The sequence below is a fragment of the Delftia sp. PX-1 genome (assembly GCF_055797465.1).
On the sequence record NZ_CP184763.1, the window covers coordinates 5033685 to 5049428 of the forward strand.

General features: G+C 63.9%; 15 protein-coding genes. 2 read left to right on the forward strand and 13 right to left on the reverse strand.

Annotated elements, in window-relative coordinates; genetic code table 11:
• Window positions 1–36: 36 nt before the first annotated feature.
• Complete coding sequence (locus ACN20X_RS23075; RefSeq protein WP_016447470.1) at window positions 37–690, reverse strand: RlmE family RNA methyltransferase; 654 nt, start codon at window positions 688–690, stop codon at window positions 37–39.
• 31 nt (window positions 691–721) lie between these two features.
• Between ACN20X_RS23075 and ACN20X_RS23080 the strand changes: the two genes are divergently transcribed.
• Together ACN20X_RS23080 and ACN20X_RS23085 are read left to right on the forward strand one after the other, a co-directional pair.
• Window positions 722–1195: a YhbY family RNA-binding protein gene (locus tag ACN20X_RS23080; protein ID WP_012206726.1), complete on the forward strand. Its 474-nt coding sequence runs from the start codon at window positions 722–724 to the stop codon at window positions 1193–1195.
• Between the two features lie 13 nt (window positions 1196–1208).
• Entirely contained in the window at window positions 1209–2003 is a 795-nt protein-coding gene (locus ACN20X_RS23085; RefSeq protein WP_473209945.1) for a glycosyltransferase, read from the forward strand.
• Between the two features lie 77 nt (window positions 2004–2080).
• Here the strand turns inward: ACN20X_RS23085 and ACN20X_RS23090 are convergent, their stop codons facing one another.
• The 12 genes from ACN20X_RS23090 to bamA form a co-directional block, all read right to left on the reverse strand.
• The gene (locus ACN20X_RS23090; RefSeq protein ID WP_016451337.1) at window positions 2081–2524 is read right to left on the reverse strand and encodes a DUF4149 domain-containing protein; all 444 of its coding nucleotides are present in this window, start codon (window positions 2522–2524) and stop codon (window positions 2081–2083) included.
• Between the two features lie 44 nt (window positions 2525–2568).
• Complete coding sequence (gene greA / locus ACN20X_RS23095; protein WP_016447473.1) at window positions 2569–3045, reverse strand: transcription elongation factor GreA; 477 nt, start codon at window positions 3043–3045, stop codon at window positions 2569–2571.
• A gap of 251 nt (window positions 3046–3296) precedes the next feature.
• Window positions 3297–6545 carry a carbamoyl-phosphate synthase large subunit gene (gene carB / locus ACN20X_RS23100; protein WP_473209946.1) on the reverse strand — a complete coding sequence of 1083 codons (3249 nt, stop codon included), beginning with the start codon at window positions 6543–6545 and terminating at the stop codon, window positions 3297–3299.
• The gene (gene carA / locus ACN20X_RS23105; protein ID WP_016447475.1) at window positions 6538–7710 is read right to left on the reverse strand and encodes a glutamine-hydrolyzing carbamoyl-phosphate synthase small subunit; all 1173 of its coding nucleotides are present in this window, start codon (window positions 7708–7710) and stop codon (window positions 6538–6540) included. The genes carB and carA overlap by 8 nt, the downstream gene beginning before the upstream one ends.
• A 174-nt stretch (window positions 7711–7884) precedes the next feature.
• Complete coding sequence (locus tag ACN20X_RS23110) at window positions 7885–8676, reverse strand: TrmH family RNA methyltransferase (RefSeq protein ID WP_473209947.1); 792 nt, start codon at window positions 8674–8676, stop codon at window positions 7885–7887.
• Between the two features lie 64 nt (window positions 8677–8740).
• Window positions 8741–9448: a ribonuclease HII gene (rnhB, locus tag ACN20X_RS23115; protein ID WP_016447477.1), complete on the reverse strand. Its 708-nt coding sequence runs from the start codon at window positions 9446–9448 to the stop codon at window positions 8741–8743.
• Window positions 9411–10601: a lipid-A-disaccharide synthase gene (gene lpxB / locus ACN20X_RS23120; RefSeq protein ID WP_016447478.1), complete on the reverse strand. Its 1191-nt coding sequence runs from the start codon at window positions 10599–10601 to the stop codon at window positions 9411–9413. Before lpxB ends, rnhB begins: the two co-directional genes overlap by 38 nt.
• A gap of 21 nt (window positions 10602–10622) precedes the next feature.
• The gene (gene lpxA, locus ACN20X_RS23125; RefSeq protein ID WP_016447479.1) at window positions 10623–11420 is read right to left on the reverse strand and encodes an acyl-ACP--UDP-N-acetylglucosamine O-acyltransferase; all 798 of its coding nucleotides are present in this window, start codon (window positions 11418–11420) and stop codon (window positions 10623–10625) included.
• Between the two features lie 7 nt (window positions 11421–11427).
• The gene (gene fabZ / locus ACN20X_RS23130) at window positions 11428–11868 is read right to left on the reverse strand and encodes a 3-hydroxyacyl-ACP dehydratase FabZ (RefSeq protein WP_012206736.1); all 441 of its coding nucleotides are present in this window, start codon (window positions 11866–11868) and stop codon (window positions 11428–11430) included.
• Window positions 11865–12872, reverse strand: a complete 1008-nt coding sequence (gene lpxD, locus ACN20X_RS23135; protein ID WP_016451336.1) for a UDP-3-O-(3-hydroxymyristoyl)glucosamine N-acyltransferase — start codon at window positions 12870–12872, stop codon at window positions 11865–11867. Before lpxD ends, fabZ begins: the two co-directional genes overlap by 4 nt.
• A 24-nt stretch (window positions 12873–12896) precedes the next feature.
• Window positions 12897–13406, reverse strand: coding sequence for an OmpH/Skp family outer membrane protein (locus ACN20X_RS23140; RefSeq protein WP_016447481.1), 510 nt, complete (start codon window positions 13404–13406; stop codon window positions 12897–12899).
• Window positions 13406–15703, reverse strand: coding sequence for an outer membrane protein assembly factor BamA (gene bamA, locus ACN20X_RS23145; protein WP_016447482.1), 2298 nt, complete (start codon window positions 15701–15703; stop codon window positions 13406–13408). Before bamA ends, ACN20X_RS23140 begins: the two co-directional genes overlap by 1 nt.
• Between the last annotated feature and the right edge of the window lie 41 nt (window positions 15704–15744).

The following is a 15744-nucleotide window of genomic DNA, read 5'->3' on the forward strand; positions in this document are numbered from 1 at the left end:
ACCCGGGTCAGGGCAGCGCCGGGCGGCTGCACAGGCCTACTTGAGCCCCATGCCCACCAAAAACGTCTCCGAAGACTTGTCACGCGAGGACTTGGGCTTGATCGGCTTGACCACCTTGAAGGTCTGCCGGAACAGCGCAACCAGGTCATCGTAGGCCCCGCCGTGGAAGAGCTTCACGACCAAGGCGCCTTCAGGTTTCATATGGTGGATGGAAAAATCAACCGCCAGTTCGACCAGCAGCGCAATGCGCGCCGCATCCGTCGTGCCGTTGCCCGACAGGTTGGGAGCCATGTCGGAGACCACCACGTCGGCCTTGCCCCCGCCCAGGGCCTCCTGGAGCTGGGCCAGAACCGGCTCCTCGCGGAAATCGCCCTGGATGTACTGCACGCCCTCGATGGGCTCCATGGGCAGCAGATCCAGCGAGATGATGCGGCCGTTGAGCGCGCCGACGGCCGCCCCGTTGGGCGACAGGCAACGGCGCACATACTGGCTCCAAGCCCCGGGTGCGCAGCCCAGGTCCACCACCGTGGCACCCGGCCGGATGAGCTTGAGCTGCTCGTCGATCTCCTTGAGTTTGTAGGCCGCGCGCGCGCGGTAGCCGTCCTTCTGGGCGGCCTTGACGTAAGGATCGTTGACGTGGCTGTTGAGCCAAGCCTTGTTGACCTTCTTGCTTTTTGTGTTGACTTTCATGCTGGATTCTTTCAGCCTCGATAATACGGCCATGCCCCAAATTCAATTGACTCCCGCCGAGCGCCGGGAACACCGCGCCAACGCACACCACCTGGACCCCGTGGTCCTCATCGGGGGTGACGGCCTGACGGCTGCCGTGCAAAAGGAGGTCAACGCCGGCCTTAACGCACATGGCCTGATCAAGGTCCGTGTCTTCAACGACGACCGCGCCGCACGCGAGCAGATGTATCTGCAGCTGTGCGACGAGCTTGGCGCTGCACCCATTCAGCACATCGGCAAGCTGCTGGTGCTCTGGCGCCCCATGCCGGAAAAGGAAAAAGCCATCGACGAGAACCGCATGCCCGGCCCTCGCGATGTCAAGCTGCTCAAGTTCAGCAAGCGCTCCGGCCAGAAGCCCGAGGTCAAGCAGATCCGCGTGCTGGGCAACCAGCGCCTGACGGCAGGTGGCCAGGTCAAGCGCGCCAAGCCCAAGCAGAAGTCGGTCAAGAAGCGTCAGGCAGACTGAGTCCGCCGCATCCATGACCGTAGCATCCCATGCCGCCAGCGTGGCCCAGGCCGCGCAACCGCCCTCCGCCTCCCCCTCTGCGCAGCAGCGCTTCGTGATCTGCATGAAGTGGGGCAAGAAGTACGGTCCGGAGTATGTCAACAGGCTCTACGCCATGGTGCGTCGGCATCTGAAGGGCGATTTTCGCCTTGTCTGCCTGACCGATGACGGCGTGGGGATTCGCGACGAGGTCGAATGCCTGCCGATTCCTCCGCTGAACCTGCCCGCGGGCATTCCGGAGCGTGGTTGGAACAAGCTGGCCACCTTCAGTGCCGACCTGCACGGCCTGCGCGGCACGGCGCTGTTTCTTGACGTGGACGTGGTCATCACCGGGCCGCTGGACGATTTTTTCACCGAACCCGGCGAGTTCCTGATCATCCACGACTACAAGCGTCCGTGGCGCATCACGGGCAATTCCTCGGTGTACCGCTTCGAGCTGGGTGCCCACCCCGAGGTGCTGGACTACTTCCGCACGCATTTCGAAGAGATACGCCGCAACTTTCGCAATGAGCAGGCCTATCTGTCCGACATGCTGCACAAGCAGGGCAAGCTCAAGTACTGGCCGCAGGCCTGGTGCCCCAGCTTCAAGTACCACTGCATTCCCGCATGGCCGACGAACTACTGGAAGCCGCCCTTCGTGCCGGATGGTGCGCGCGTGGTGATCTTCCACGGCGAATGCAACCCGCCTGACGCGTTGACCGGCCGGCGCAATCGGCGCTTTCGCTATATCCGGCCTGCCACCTGGGTGGCCGAGCACTGGCACGAGTGAGCAGCTCGACCCACAAAAAAACGCCCGCGCTTGCGGGCGTTTTCGTTTGGCATGGTGCCGAACCGGCAGGACCGGGATCAGGCCGTGGCCCGGGTGTTCGCTTGAGACGAACGGCCTATGCGCCACAGCACGACGAGCGCACACAGCCACTGCAGCGCATACATCACCGTGCCCACGCTGTGCCACAGCTTGAGGTTGTCGCGTGCAACGATGCGCGGCGACACGCCGTACTGGACGACAAATGCCAGCAGCATGCCTGCGATCACAAAGCCCAGGCAGGCCTTGGCCCAGGGCTGCACGACCGACTCCTTGCTGCGCCGGGACAGGACCAGCAGCACGGCCGCGCAGGCGATGGACACCCAGGTCTGCGCGGCAAACAGCTTGGCAGCCATGAAGCCCGCGACAGCCGGCGTGGGCAAGTGGGCGAACAGCATGGGCACGGCCATGAAGCCGATGGCCGACAGGCTGCCCCACCACAGGGCAGCAGCCAGCAGGGGAACGCGCTCGTACAGGTTGCTCATGGGCTTAGGCCTTCCTCAACGATCGAGGCACAGGCACCGACGCATCAGAGGTAGCGCACCGACACCACTTCATAGCGGCGCTCGCCGCCCGGTGCCTGCACGACAGCGGTATCGCCTTCCTCCTTGCCGATCAGCGCGCGTGCGATGGGGCTGGAGACGTTGATCAGGCCCAGCTTGAGATCGGCCTCGTCCTCGCCGACGATCTGGTACTTGACCGTGTCGCCGCTGTCCTCGTCTTCGAGTTCAACCGTTGCACCGAAGACCACGCGGCCGCCGGCATCCACGGCGGAGGGATCAATGATCTGGGCTGCGGACAGCTTGCTCTCTACCTCGGCAATGCGGCCCTCGATGAAGCCTTGGCGGTCCTTGGCGGCCTCGTACTCGGCGTTTTCGCTCAGGTCGCCCTGGGCACGGGCCTCGGCGATGGCCTGGATGATGGAAGGACGCTCCACGGTCTTCAGACGGTGCAGCTCGTCCTTGAGTTTCTCGGCTCCGCGCTTGGTGATGGGAATGGTGGCCATTGAAAAGTCTCCATGTGCAGCAAACGCCGCGCGTTGCGCGGCTTCTTTGGCACAGGCGGGCCGGCAGTATGGCGGCAGGGCCTGCGCCCCAAAAGCAAACCGCCGCACGTTGCCGCGCGGCGGTTTCATCAAGTCATGTGGTCCATTATGCCGCGTTTGACCACCAGCTTCGGTGGGAAAACCCGGCGGCACTGTCGGACAGTGCCGCCGGCTGCACCTCGTCAGAAACGAGGGGCGGCAGCGCGGAAGGATCAGGCCGTCTGCAGCTGGGCGTGCAGTTCCTGGACGGAGTGCACATCCATGTTGCCCATGGACTTCATGCCTTCGACGGCGGCTTCGGCACCGAAGATGGTGGTGAAGGTGGTCACGCGCGCCAGCAGGGCGCTGGTGCGGATGGCTCGCGAGTCGGCGATGGCGTTGCGGCGCTCTTCCACCGTGTTGATGACCATGGCGATCTCGCCGTTCTTGATCATGTCCACGATGTGGGGACGGCCCTCGGTCACCTTGTTGACGAGCTGCACCTCGATACCTGCCTCAGAGATGGCCGCTGCCGTGCCGCGCGTGGCGCACAGCACGAAGCCCATGGCAGCCAGTTCCTTGGCCACGGCCACGGCGCGCGGCTTGTCGGCGTTCTTCACGGTCAGGAAGACCTTGCCCTGGGTGGGCAGTGCCACGCCGGCGCCCAGCTGGCTCTTGACGAAGGCTTCGCCAAAGGTCTTGCCCACGCCCATGACTTCGCCGGTGGACTTCATCTCGGGGCCGAGGATGGTGTCCACGCCCGGGAACTTCACGAACGGGAAGACGGCTTCCTTGACGCTGAAGTACGGCGGCGTGACTTCCTTGGTGATGCCTTGCTGGGCCAGCGTGTCGCCGGCCATGCAGCGCGCAGCCACCTTGGCCAGCTGGATGCCCGTGGCCTTGGAGACGAAGGGCACGGTGCGCGAGGCACGCGGATTGACTTCCAGCACGTAGATCACGTCGCCATCGGCCGTTTCCTTGATGGCGAACTGCACGTTCATCAGGCCGACCACGCTCAGCGCGTTGGCCATGGCAGCCGTCTGGCGCTTGATCTCGGCCACGGTCTCGGGCTTGAGGTAGTAAGGCGGCAGCGAGCAGGCGGAATCGCCCGAATGCACGCCGGCCTGCTCGATGTGCTCCATCACGCCGCCGATGAAGACGGCGCCTTCGCGGTCACGCACGCAGTCCACATCGCACTCGATGGCGTTGGACAGGAAGTGGTCCAGCAGCACGGGCGAGTCATTGCTGACCTTGACGGCTTCGCGCATGTAGCGCTCCAGGTCGCGCTGCTCATGCACGATTTCCATGGCACGGCCACCCAGCACATAGCTGGGACGCACGACCAGGGGGTAGCCCAGGCCGGCCGCCTTTTCCAGCGCTTCGGGCTCGGTACGGGCCGTGGCATTGGGCGGCTGGCGCAGGCCCAGCTCATGCAGCAGCTTCTGGAAGCGCTCGCGGTCTTCGGCCGCGTCGATCATGTCGGGCGTGGTGCCGATGATGGGCACGCCTTCCTTTTCAAGACCCAGCGCAAGCTTCAGGGGCGTCTGGCCGCCGTACTGCACGATGACGCCAACAGGCTTCTCGACAGCCACGACTTCGAGCACGTCTTCCAGCGTCAGCGGCTCGAAGTACAGGCGGTCCGACGTGTCGTAGTCGGTGGACACGGTCTCGGGATTGCAGTTGACCATGATGGTTTCATAGCCGTCCTCGCGCATGGCGAGCGCAGCATGCACGCAGCAGTAGTCGAACTCGATGCCCTGGCCGATGCGGTTCGGGCCACCGCCCAGCACCATGATCTTTTTCTTGTCCGTCGGCTCGGCTTCGCACTCCTCGTCATAGGTGGAGTACATGTAGGCCGTGTCGGTGGCGAACTCGGCAGCGCACGTGTCCACACGCTTGAACACGGGGCGCACGCCCAGTGCCTTGCGTGCCTCGCGCACGGCCTTTTCATTGCTGTGCAGCAGCTTGGCCAGGCGACGGTCGGAGAAGCCCTTTTGCTTGAGCGTGCGCAGCGTGGTGGCGTCCAGTGCGGCCAGCGCGGCATCGCCCTTTTCCTCGTAGACCTGGTCCAGCTCGAGTTCGATCTTCACGATCTCTTCGATCTGCACGAGGAACCACTTGTCGATCTTGGTGATGTTGTGCACCTCGTCCAGCGTCCAGCCGGCAGCGAAGGCATCGCCCACATACCAGATGCGGTCCGGACCTGGCTCGCCGAGTTCCTTTTCGAGAATTTCGCGGTCCTGGGTTTTTTCGTTCATGCCGTCCACGCCGACTTCCAGGCCGCGCAGCGCTTTCTGGAAAGACTCCTGGAAGGTACGGCCAATGGCCATGACCTCGCCCACGGACTTCATCTGCGTGGTCAGGCGGTTGTCGGCAGCGGGGAACTTCTCGAACGCGAAACGCGGGATCTTGGTGACCACGTAGTCGATCGAGGGCTCGAACGAAGCGGGCGTCTTGCCGCCCGTGATGTCGTTCTTGAGTTCGTCCAGCGTGTAACCCACGGCCAGCTTGGCAGCAACCTTGGCGATGGGGAAGCCCGTGGCCTTGGAGGCCAGCGCCGAGGAACGCGACACGCGCGGGTTCATCTCGATGACGATCATGCGGCCGTCCTTCGGATTCACCGAGAACTGCACGTTGGAGCCGCCCGTGTCCACACCGATCTCGCGCAGCACCGCCAGCGAGGCGTTGCGCATGATCTGGTATTCCTTGTCGGTCAGCGTCTGCGCGGGTGCCACGGTGATCGAGTCGCCGGTATGCACGCCCATGGGGTCCAGGTTCTCGATGGAGCAGATGATGATGCAGTTGTCCGCCTTGTCGCGGACGACTTCCATCTCGTACTCCTTCCAGCCGAGCAGCGATTCCTCGATCAGCAGCTCATTGGTCGGCGACGCTTCCAGGCCGCGCTTGCAGATGGTCTCGAACTCTTCGGGGTTGTAGGCAATGCCGCCGCCCGTGCCGCCCAGCGTGAAGCTGGGGCGGATGACGGTGGGAAAGCCCATTTCCTTTTGCACGGCCCAGGCTTCGTCCATCGAATGGGCGATGCCCGAGCGCGCCGAACCCAGGCCGATGCGCGTCATCGCATCCTTGAACTTGAGGCGGTCCTCGGCCTTGTCGATGGCCTCGGGAGTTGCGCCGATCAGCTCGACCTTGTACTTGTGCAGCACGCCGTTGCGCCACAGGTCCAGCGCGCAGTTCAGCGCGGTCTGGCCGCCCATGGTCGGCAGGATGGCGTCGGGACGCTCCTTGGCGATGATCTTCTCGACCGTCTGCCAGGTGATGGGCTCGATGTAGGTGACGTCGGCCGTGGCCGGGTCGGTCATGATCGTGGCAGGGTTGCTGTTGATCAGGATGACCTTGTAGCCCTCTTCGCGCAGCGCCTTGCAGGCCTGCACGCCGGAGTAGTCAAACTCGCAGGCCTGGCCGATGACGATGGGACCGGCGCCAATGATCAGAATGCTTTTGAGGTCGGTGCGCTTAGGCATTTTTGTGTTTCTCCATCAGCGCCGTGAAGCGGTCAAACAGGTAGGCGATATCGTGCGGGCCGGGCGAAGCCTCGGGGTGGCCCTGGAAGCAGAACGCAGGCTTGTCCTTGTGCTCAAGGCCTTGCAGCGTGCCGTCGAACAGGCTGATGTGCGTGGCGCGCAGCGTGTCGGGCAGGGACTCCATCTCCACGGCAAAACCGTGGTTCTGGCTGGTGATGCTGACCCGGCCGTTGTCCAGGTCCTTGACGGGGTGGTTGGCGCCGTGGTGGCTGTTGGCCATCTTGAAGGTCTTGGCGCCGGCGGCCAGGGCCATGATCTGGTGACCCAGGCAGATGCCGAAGACGGGCTTGCCGGACTCCACCAGCTCCTTGGTGGCGGCAATGGCGTAGTCGCAGGGCTCCGGGTCGCCAGGGCCGTTGGACAGGAAAACGCCGTCGGGGTTGAGTGCCAGCACATCCTTGGCGGGCGTCTTGGCCGGCACCACGGTCAGCTTGCAGCCGCGCTCGGCCAGCATGCGCAGGATGTTGAACTTCACGCCGAAGTCATAGGCCACCACATGGAAACGCGGGGCCTGCTGCTGGCCGTAGCCTTCGCCCAGCTTCCACTCGGTTTCCGTCCATTCGTACTGCTGGGCTGCGCTCACCACCTGGGCCAGATCCAGGCCCTTCATGCTGGGGGCCGCCTTGGCCGCAGCCAGTGCCTCGTCGATGCGCGCCTGGGTCACTTCTTCGCCAGCGGCCAAACCGACGATGGCGCCGTTTTGTGCGCCCTTGTCGCGCAGCAGCCGTGTGAGCTTGCGCGTGTCGATGTTGGCAATCGCCACCGTGCCGCTGCGCGTGAGGTAGTCGGGCAGGGTCTCGGACTTGCGGAAGTTGCTGGCCAGCAGCGGAAGGTTCTTGATGATCAGGCCCGCCGCATGGACCTTGCCAGCCTCGACATCCTCTGCGTTGACGCCGTAGTTGCCGATGTGCGGATACGTGAGCGTCACGATCTGCTGGCAGTAGCTGGGGTCGGTGAGGATTTCCTGGTAGCCGGTGATTGCCGTGTTGAAAACGACTTCACCAACCGTGGTGCCTTGCGCACCGATCGAGTTGCCAACAAAGACCGTGCCGTCTGCGAGCGCCAGGATGGCGGATGGGAATGCTCCCTTGAGAGACAAAAGCACTGGGTTCTCCGGTTCTAATTACGGTTACGCCCAGCGTGCCGCACGGACGGATCCGGGCGGGTTATAGCTTGTCTGCAGGGGGTGGCGAGGAAGCGTCGCTAGGCGTAGTGTGGAATGCTTGAAAGCCGCCCATTATAGGCTGGTCGTGCTTCAGCCTCCTGACAGGAGGCGGGATTACCCTTGACGTGAGCCGGCACTCACGCTGCTTGCGTGCAGGCATATCGCCGCTGCAGCAGCCACGTTCAGCGACTCCTCACCGCCTGGCTGGCCGATGCGCACATGCTGCGCTGCCCGCTGCATCAGCGCCTCGCCAACGCCCTGCCCTTCATGGCCCATGGCCCAAGCACATGGCCAGGGCAGAGCCGCGCTCTGGATCAGTTCACCTTGATGGGAACTGGTCACGATCAGGGGCAAGCCAAGCGCACTCAGATCCTCGGGTGACGCCGACTCCACCAGGTGCAGCCCGAAATGCGCGCCCATTCCGGCGCGCAGCACCTTCTGGCTCCACAGCGCAGCCGTGCCCTTCAAGGCCACGATCTGGCCGAAGCCGAAAGCGGCCGCACTGCGAAGAATGGAGCCCACGTTGCCTGCGTCCTGCACACGGTCGAGCACCACGGTGGCCACGCCGGCACGCACGGCCGCCGACGCCTGCCAGTCCATCAGAAAGCCGATGCGCGCCGGAGACTCCAGTCCGCTGACCTCGGCAAACACGGCATCGGACAGCACCACGCACTTGCCTGCGCCCTGCACCCACTCCCGCGGCACCTGAGGCCAGAAGGACTCGGCCACCACGGCCACGGCGGGCTGCATGCCGCGCGCCAGGGCAGCACGGCACAGATGGTCCCCCTCCAGCCAGACACGTCCTTGTTTGCGGTAGGCCCCGCTGTCCTGGGCAAGCCTTCGCAAATCCTTGACCAGGGCGTTGTCACGGGACTGGATCGATGTAGCGGCAGGTTGTCGGCTCATGGCAAGGCTTCCGGGCAAAGAGAACAGCGAAGAACAGCGCCACGGGCGCAGAAAGCGAAGGCGCTCAGGCCGACAGCAGCAAGGCCTGCGCGCCCTGCGCCGCAGCGGCCACGCGGGCGGCTGCCAGCGGCTCGGCCCTGCGGGCAATGCTCACGACATGGGCCACGGGCGCGAAGGTTCGCCGGTGCTCCTGGCAGGCGCCATGCAGGCGCAGCGCGGCAAGATGGGCCGCCGTGCCATAGCCCTTGTGGCCGTCGAAGCCGTATTCCGGGTATTGCTCATGCAGGCGCTGGCACCACCGATCCCGCGTGACCTTGGCAAGAATGGAGGCCGCCGAGATGGACTGCACCAGGGCGTCGCCCTTGACGATGGCCTCGGCCTGCACATCCAGCACGGGCAACTGGTTGCCATCCACCAGAACCAGTACCGGCTTCAATCGCAGGCCCAGCACCGCGCGGCGCATGGCCAGCAGCGTGGCCTGCAGGATGTTCAGGCGATCGATCTCTTCGACCGAGGCCTCGGCAATGCTGCAGCACAGCGCCTTGGCACGGATCTCGTCATAGAGTGCCTCGCGGCGCGCAGCCGTGAGCTTCTTGGAATCGTTCAGACCCTCGATGGGATGGAGATCGTCAAGAATGACAGCGGCGGCCACCACGGGGCCGGCCAACGGGCCGCGGCCCGCTTCGTCCACGCCCGCAACCAACCCCGGCGGATGCCAGGGCAGGCACGCCTGTTCAGGCGGCAGTGGGGGCAATGATTTTCTCGATCGCATGGGCGGCCAGTTCGGCAGTATCGCGCCGCAATTCATGGTGCAGCGCTGTGAAGCGCTGTACCAGCGCTTCGACGGTTGAAGGGGAATGCTCGCAGGCCTGCAGCCATTGCAGCACGGCCGCGCTCAGCGCCTGGGGCGTTGCCGCATCCTGGATCAGCTCGGGCACGACGAAATCGCCGCACAGGATGTTGGGCAGGCCCACCCAGGGCTGCAGTTGCTTGCCACGCATCAGACGCCAGCTCCACGGGTGCATGTTGTAGCCGATCACCATGGGCCGCTTGTACAAGGCGGCTTCCAGCGTGGCCGTGCCGCTGGCTATCAGCGTCACGTCACAGGCTGCCAATGCGTCATGGGACTGGCCGCGCACGATGTGCAGCGACGAAGCCATGCCGGCTTGCGCGGCAATGCGCTGCAGCTCGTCGAATTGCGAAGGCACAGCAGGCACTACTATTTTAATAGCTGGCAGCGCCTTCCGAACCAAAGCTGCCGCCTGAAAGAAGCGGGCAGCCAGGTAACGTATTTCAGAGCGCCGACTGCCGGGCAGCACGGCCAGCACCAGACCATCTTCGGGCAGCCCTAACCGGCGGCGTGCAGCTGCGCGGTCGGGCTGCAGCGGAATCACGCTGGCCAGGGGATGGCCCACGTAGGTCGCGTCTATGCCATGGCGGGCCAGCAACTCGGGCTCAAAGGGGAAGATGCACAGGACATGATCGGCCGCGCGGCGGATCTTGTCGACGCGATCGGCACGCCAGGCCCAGATCGAAGGACAGACGAAATGCACGGTCTTGATGCCCGCAGCACGCAGATCGGTTTCCAGCCCCAGGTTGAAGTCCGGCGCGTCGATGCCGACAAAGACGGCCGGCCGCTGCTGGAGCAGTCGCTGACGCAGCTGGCGTCGGATATTCAGAATCTCGGCCAGCCGGCGAAACACTTCCCAGCTGTATCCATGCACGGCCAAGCGCTCGCTGGACCACCAGGCTTCAAAGCCGCGCTGCTGCATCTGCAGCCCGCCGATGCCAAAGGCCGAGGCCTCTGGCCAGCGGGACTGCAGCCCACCCAGGAGCAAGGACGCCAGCAGGTCGCCAGAGGTTTCTCCGGCGACCATGGCAATCGATGGACTCAGGCGCGCCGATGGCGCCGCGTTCTCTGTCATGCCGTCCTTTCGCGCGCCAGATCAGCGCGCAATGCCCCGGGTCGAAGCCGCCAGGAAATCCAGCATCAGCGATACATCGGCCGCGGCCTCGGGCAGTTCACCCTCCAGCGAAGCAATGGCTTCTCGCGCAGCTTCAAGGGTCAGTCCCTGGCGGTACAGCAGACGATGCATCTGCTTGACGGCCTGAATGCGCTGCGACCCGAAGCCGCGACGGCGCAAGCCTTCGATATTGAAGCCGCGCACGGCCAGCGGATTGCCATCCACCATCATGAAGGGCGGTACATCCTGCGAGATATGGCTGGCAAAGCCGGCCATGGCATGGGCACCCACCTTGGTGAACTGGTGCACACCCGTCAGGCCGCCCAGGATGACATGGTCGCCCACGTGCACGTGGCCGGCCAGGGTAGCGTTGTTGGCCAGGATGGTGTGGCTGCCGACAACGCAGTCATGAGCCACATGCACATAGGCCATGATCCAGTTGTCGTCGCCGATGGCCGTGACGCCCTGGTCCTGCACGGTACCGGTGTTGAAGGTGCAGAACTCCCGCACCGTGTTGCGGTCACCGATAACCAGCCGGGTAGGCTCGCCTGCGTACTTCTTGTCCTGGGGCTGCGCGCCCAGGGACGCGAACTGGAAAATCCGGTTGTCGCAGCCAATGCGGGTATGGCCTTCAACAACGCAATGCGCGCCGATGGTGGTGCCGGCGCCGATTTCCACATGCGGTCCGATGACGGCATAGGCGCCGACCGACACCGACGAATCCAGCTGCGCAGCGGAATCTATCAGTGCCGTGGGATGGATGCGTTCAATGCCAGCCATGCGCCCGTCAGCCCACGTTGCGCATGGTGCACATCAGCTCGGCTTCGCAGGCCACTTCGTCCTCGACGCGGGCCACGCCCTTGAACTTCCAGATGCCGCCGCGCACACGGTCGATGGTGATCTCCAGCACCAGCTGGTCGCCCGGCTCCACGGGACGCTTGAAGCGCGCCCCGTCGATGCCCACGAAGTAGTAGATGTTGTTCTCATCCGGAACCTGGCCCATCGCATCGAAGGCCAGAAGGCCGGCCGCCTGCGCCAGCGCCTCCAGGATGAGCACGCCAGGCATGACAGGGCGGCCCGGGAAATGGCCCATGAAATAGGGCTCGTTGAACGTGACGTTCTTGATCGCCTTGATGCGTGTATTGCGCTCAAGCTCCGTGACCTTGTCCACCAGCAGGAAGGGGTAGCGGTGGGGCAGTTGCTTGAGAATTGCGTGAATATCCATCATTGCGTTCCGTTATGGCCTTGATCCGCCGATTGCTGCAGTTGCCGCTCCAGGGCCTTGATGCGATCGCGCATGGAGTGCAGCTGCTTCAGCGTCGCAGCATTTTTTTCCCATTTGGCGTTTTCATCCACGGGAAACATGCCCGTGTAAACACCTGATTGTGTCAGCGAACGGGTCACTACCGTCGCTGCCGAAATATGCACCCGGTCAGCCAGCTGCAGATGGCCCAGCACGATGGCCCCGCCTCCCACGGTGCAATGCGCGCCAATGCGCGCGCTGCCGGCCACCCCCACGCAGCCGGCCATGGCCGTATGCCTGCCGACGTGCACGTTGTGACCGATCTGGATCAGGTTGTCGAGCTTGACCCCATCCTCGATCACCGTGTCGTCCAGCGCACCCCGGTCTATGCAGGTATTGGCGCCGATTTCCACATCGTCGCCGATCCGCACGCCGCCGAGCTGCTCGATCTTCACCCATGCGCCGTTCTCGGGCGCGAACCCAAAGCCGTCCGCCCCCAGCACCACGCCGGAATGCAGCAGACAGCGCGCGCCCACATGGCAGTTCTCGCCAATGGTGACGCGCGACTTGAGCACGGTGTGGGCACCGATCGTGGCACCCTCCTCGACCACGCACAGCGGGCCAATGGTGGCCGATGCATCAACGATGGCGCTCTCGTGCACCACGGCGCTCGGATGGATACCGGCCGGCGCCACGGGCCTGCAGTTTCGCTTCCACCACTGCGTGGCCCTGGCGAAATACGCATACGGATCAGGGACCACGATGCAGGCACCCCGCTGCTGCGCCAGCTCACGCATGGCGGGCGCCACAATAACGCAGGCCGCCTCGGAGGCGGCCAGTTGCTGGCGGTAGCGGGGGTTGCTCAGAAAACTGAGATCCCCGGCCCCGGCAGAGTCCAGCGGTGCGATGCGGGAGATGGACATCTCCCTTTCGCCACCGACCAACTCGCCACCGAGTGCATCGAGGATCTGGCCCAACAATACGCTCACGGCATGCAGCCCTGGACAGCTGGCTTACTTGCCGCCGCCGTTCAGCGCCTTGATCACCTTGTCAGTGATGTCGTACTTGGGGTTGATGTAGACGGCTTCCTGAAGGATGACGTCGTACTTCTCGGATTCGGCCACTTGCTTGACCACCTTGTTGGCGCGTTCCAGCACCTGGGCCAGTTCTTCGTTCTTGCGGGAGTTCAGGTCTTCCTGGAACTCACGGCGCTTGCGCTGGAACTCGCGGTCCTGATCCACCAGCTGGCGCTGGCGCGAGACGCGCTGGCTTTCGGCCATGGTGGGAGCTTCACGCTCGAACTTCTCCGAAGCGCTCTTGAGCGAGTTGCCCTGGTCAATCAGCTCCTTCTCACGCTTGGAGAATTCCTGCTCCAGCTTGGACTGCGCAGCCTTGGCAGTCGATGCTTCACGGAAGATGCGATCCGTATTCACAAAGCCGGCCTTGAACTCCTGGGCGTGCGCGGAAACGGCCATGGCGCCAAGCAGCACAGCCAGGGAAAAATGGCTAGATAGAGATTTCATTAGAAAGAGGTTCCGATTTGGAATTGCAGTCGCTGGATTTTATCCCCGGTCTGCTTGCGGATGGGTTGAGCAAAGGCCAGGCGCAGGGGACCCAGCGGGGAAATCCAGCTGATGCCCAGGCCCGTGGATGCCCGCAGTTCCCCGAGATCGAAGTTCTCGTTGGCTCCGTAGACATTGCCCACATCGAGGAATGTAAAAAGACGCAAAGTCCTGTCATTGCCGGCACCAGGGAACGGAACCATGAACTCGGCGTTCAATGTCACCTTCTTGGAGCCGCCAAGCGCCAGGTTTTCCTTGGTGTCGCGCGGACCCAGCGAGCCCTGCTCGAAGCCACGCACCGAGCCCAGGCCACCCGAGAAGAAGTTCTTGAACAGCGGGAACGGACGGCCATTGAGGCCCTTGCCGTAGCCCAGTTCACCGTTCAGTGCCAGCGTGTACTTCTTGCTCAGCGGGATGTACTGCTGGATCTGGTAGTTGGCTCGCACATACCGGGCCTCGCCACCCACCGACCATTCGGTGTTCAGGCGCTGGTAGAGACCGGAGTTGGGCGCCAGCGCGCTGTCGCGGCTGTCGCGCGACCAGCCCAGGGTCAGCGGTATGCCCGTGTTGGAGTAGCCGTACTTGTCGGCATAGTCCTTGTACGCCTGGGGCAGGTAGGTGCCGGGCTTGATTTCGGAGCGTTCAACGCCGCCGCCGAAGTAAACGGTGTCGATCTCGCTGAAGGGAACGCCAAAGCGGACGCTGCCGCCCGAGGTGACGATCTTGTAGGCCGCATCGTCGTAGTAGGGACGGTCAGTGCGGTAGTACAGGTCGTAGGTGCGCGAGATGCCGGTGTCCGTGAAGTACGGGTCCGTGGTCGACAGCACCATGGTGCGGCGGTACTTGCTGGTGTTCACGTCCACGCCCAGGTAGTTGCCCGAGCCGAACACGTTTTCCTGCTTGATGCCGAAGGACAGCGAAACCTTTTCAGCGCTGGAAAAACCAGCGCCCAGCTGCAGCGAGCCGGTGGGCTTTTCAGCCACCGAGATGACCAGATCCACCTGATCAGGCGAACCCGGCACTTCCTGGGTTTCGACGTTGACTTCGGTGAAGAAGCCCAGACGGTCCACCCGGTCGCGCGACAGGCGAATCTTGTCGCCGTCGTACCAGGAAGCCTCGTACTGGCGGAATTCGCGGCGGATCACTTCGTCGCGCGTGCGGTTGTTGCCGCTGAGATTGATGCGTCGCACATAGGCGCGGCGAGAAGGCTCGGCGTGCAGCACCAGGGCCACCCGGTTGGTCGCACGGTCGATGTCCGGCACGGCCTCGACGCGCGCGAAGGCAAAGCCGAAGTTGCCGAAGTGCTCGGTGAAGGCCTTGGTCGTTGCCGTGACCTGATCGGCGTTGTAGGGCTCGCCGGGCTTGATCTTGACCAGGGACTTGAATTCGTCGTCGCGGTCCAGGTAGTTGCCTTCCAGCTTGACGCCGGAGACCACGAAGCGCTCGCCTTCATGGATGTTCAGGGTCAGCGAGATGGTCTGCTTGTCGGGCGAGATCGCCACCTGGGTGGAGTCCACGCGGAATTCCAGGTAGCCACGCTGCAGGTAGTAGGAGCGCAGCGTTTCCAGGTCGGCGTTGAGCTTGTTGCGCGCATAGCGGTCCGACTTGGTGTACCAGCTCATCCAGTTGCCGGTGTCCTGGTCAAAAAGGTCCTTGAGCGTGGATTCGCTGAAGGCCTTGTTCCCGACGATATGGATCTCGTTGATACGGGCGGGATCACCTTCGGTCACCGTGAAGGTCAGGTTGACGCGGTTGCGCTCGATGGGCGTGACCGTCGTGACGACTTCGGCGCCATACAGGCTGCGGTTGATGTACTGGCGCTTGAGCTCCTGCTCCGCGCGGTCGGCAAGTGCCTTGTCGAACGGACGACCCTCGGCCAGGCCCACATCGCGCATGGCCTTTTGCAGGGTTTCCTTGTCGAATTCCTTGGTGCCGGCGAAGTTCACTTCGGCGATGGTCGGGCGTTCTTCGACCACGACGACGAGCACGTTGCCGTTGGCTTCCAGGCGGATGTCCTTGAACAGGCCCAGTGCGAACAGCGAGCGGATGGCGGCTGCGCCCTTGTCGTCGTCATACTGGTCTCCCACGCGCAGGGGGATGGAAGCGAAGACCGTGCCCGGCTCCACGCGCTGAAGACCTTCGATGCGGATGTCCTGTACGCGGAAGGGCTCCAGTGCCCAGGCTGCATTGGCAGCCAAAACCATGGCAGCCAGGGTCGATGCAGCGCGCACGCCCAGGCGATTGATACGTTTAGTCATGAATGGATTTGCCGCCGCTGCGGCTTGCCGAAAACGGCTGA

Bases quoted from the DNA above. Each gene is read 5' to 3' on its own strand.
- lpxA (WP_016447479.1), bottom strand. From the start codon at position 11,420: ATGGCTGGCATTGAACGCATCCATCCCACGGCACTGATAGATTCCGCT.
- ACN20X_RS23110 (WP_473209947.1), bottom strand. From the start codon at position 8,676: ATGAGCCGACAACCTGCCGCTACATCGATCCAGTCCCGTGACAACGCC.
- fabZ (WP_012206736.1), bottom strand. From the start codon at position 11,868: ATGATGGATATTCACGCAATTCTCAAGCAACTGCCCCACCGCTACCCC.
- ACN20X_RS23090 (WP_016451337.1), bottom strand. From the start codon at position 2,524: ATGAGCAACCTGTACGAGCGCGTTCCCCTGCTGGCTGCTGCCCTGTGG.
- carB (WP_473209946.1), bottom strand. From the start codon at position 6,545: ATGCCTAAGCGCACCGACCTCAAAAGCATTCTGATCATTGGCGCCGGT.
- ACN20X_RS23080 (WP_012206726.1), top strand. From the start codon at position 722: ATGCCCCAAATTCAATTGACTCCCGCCGAGCGCCGGGAACACCGCGCC.
- greA (WP_016447473.1), bottom strand. From the start codon at position 3,045: ATGGCCACCATTCCCATCACCAAGCGCGGAGCCGAGAAACTCAAGGAC.
- ACN20X_RS23085 (WP_473209945.1), top strand. From the start codon at position 1,209: ATGACCGTAGCATCCCATGCCGCCAGCGTGGCCCAGGCCGCGCAACCG.
- bamA (WP_016447482.1), bottom strand. From the start codon at position 15,703: ATGACTAAACGTATCAATCGCCTGGGCGTGCGCGCTGCATCGACCCTG.
- ACN20X_RS23140 (WP_016447481.1), bottom strand. From the start codon at position 13,406: ATGAAATCTCTATCTAGCCATTTTTCCCTGGCTGTGCTGCTTGGCGCC.
- rnhB (WP_016447477.1), bottom strand. From the start codon at position 9,448: ATGCGATCGAGAAAATCATTGCCCCCACTGCCGCCTGAACAGGCGTGC.
- lpxB (WP_016447478.1), bottom strand. From the start codon at position 10,601: ATGACAGAGAACGCGGCGCCATCGGCGCGCCTGAGTCCATCGATTGCC.
- ACN20X_RS23075 (WP_016447470.1), bottom strand. From the start codon at position 690: ATGAAAGTCAACACAAAAAGCAAGAAGGTCAACAAGGCTTGGCTCAAC.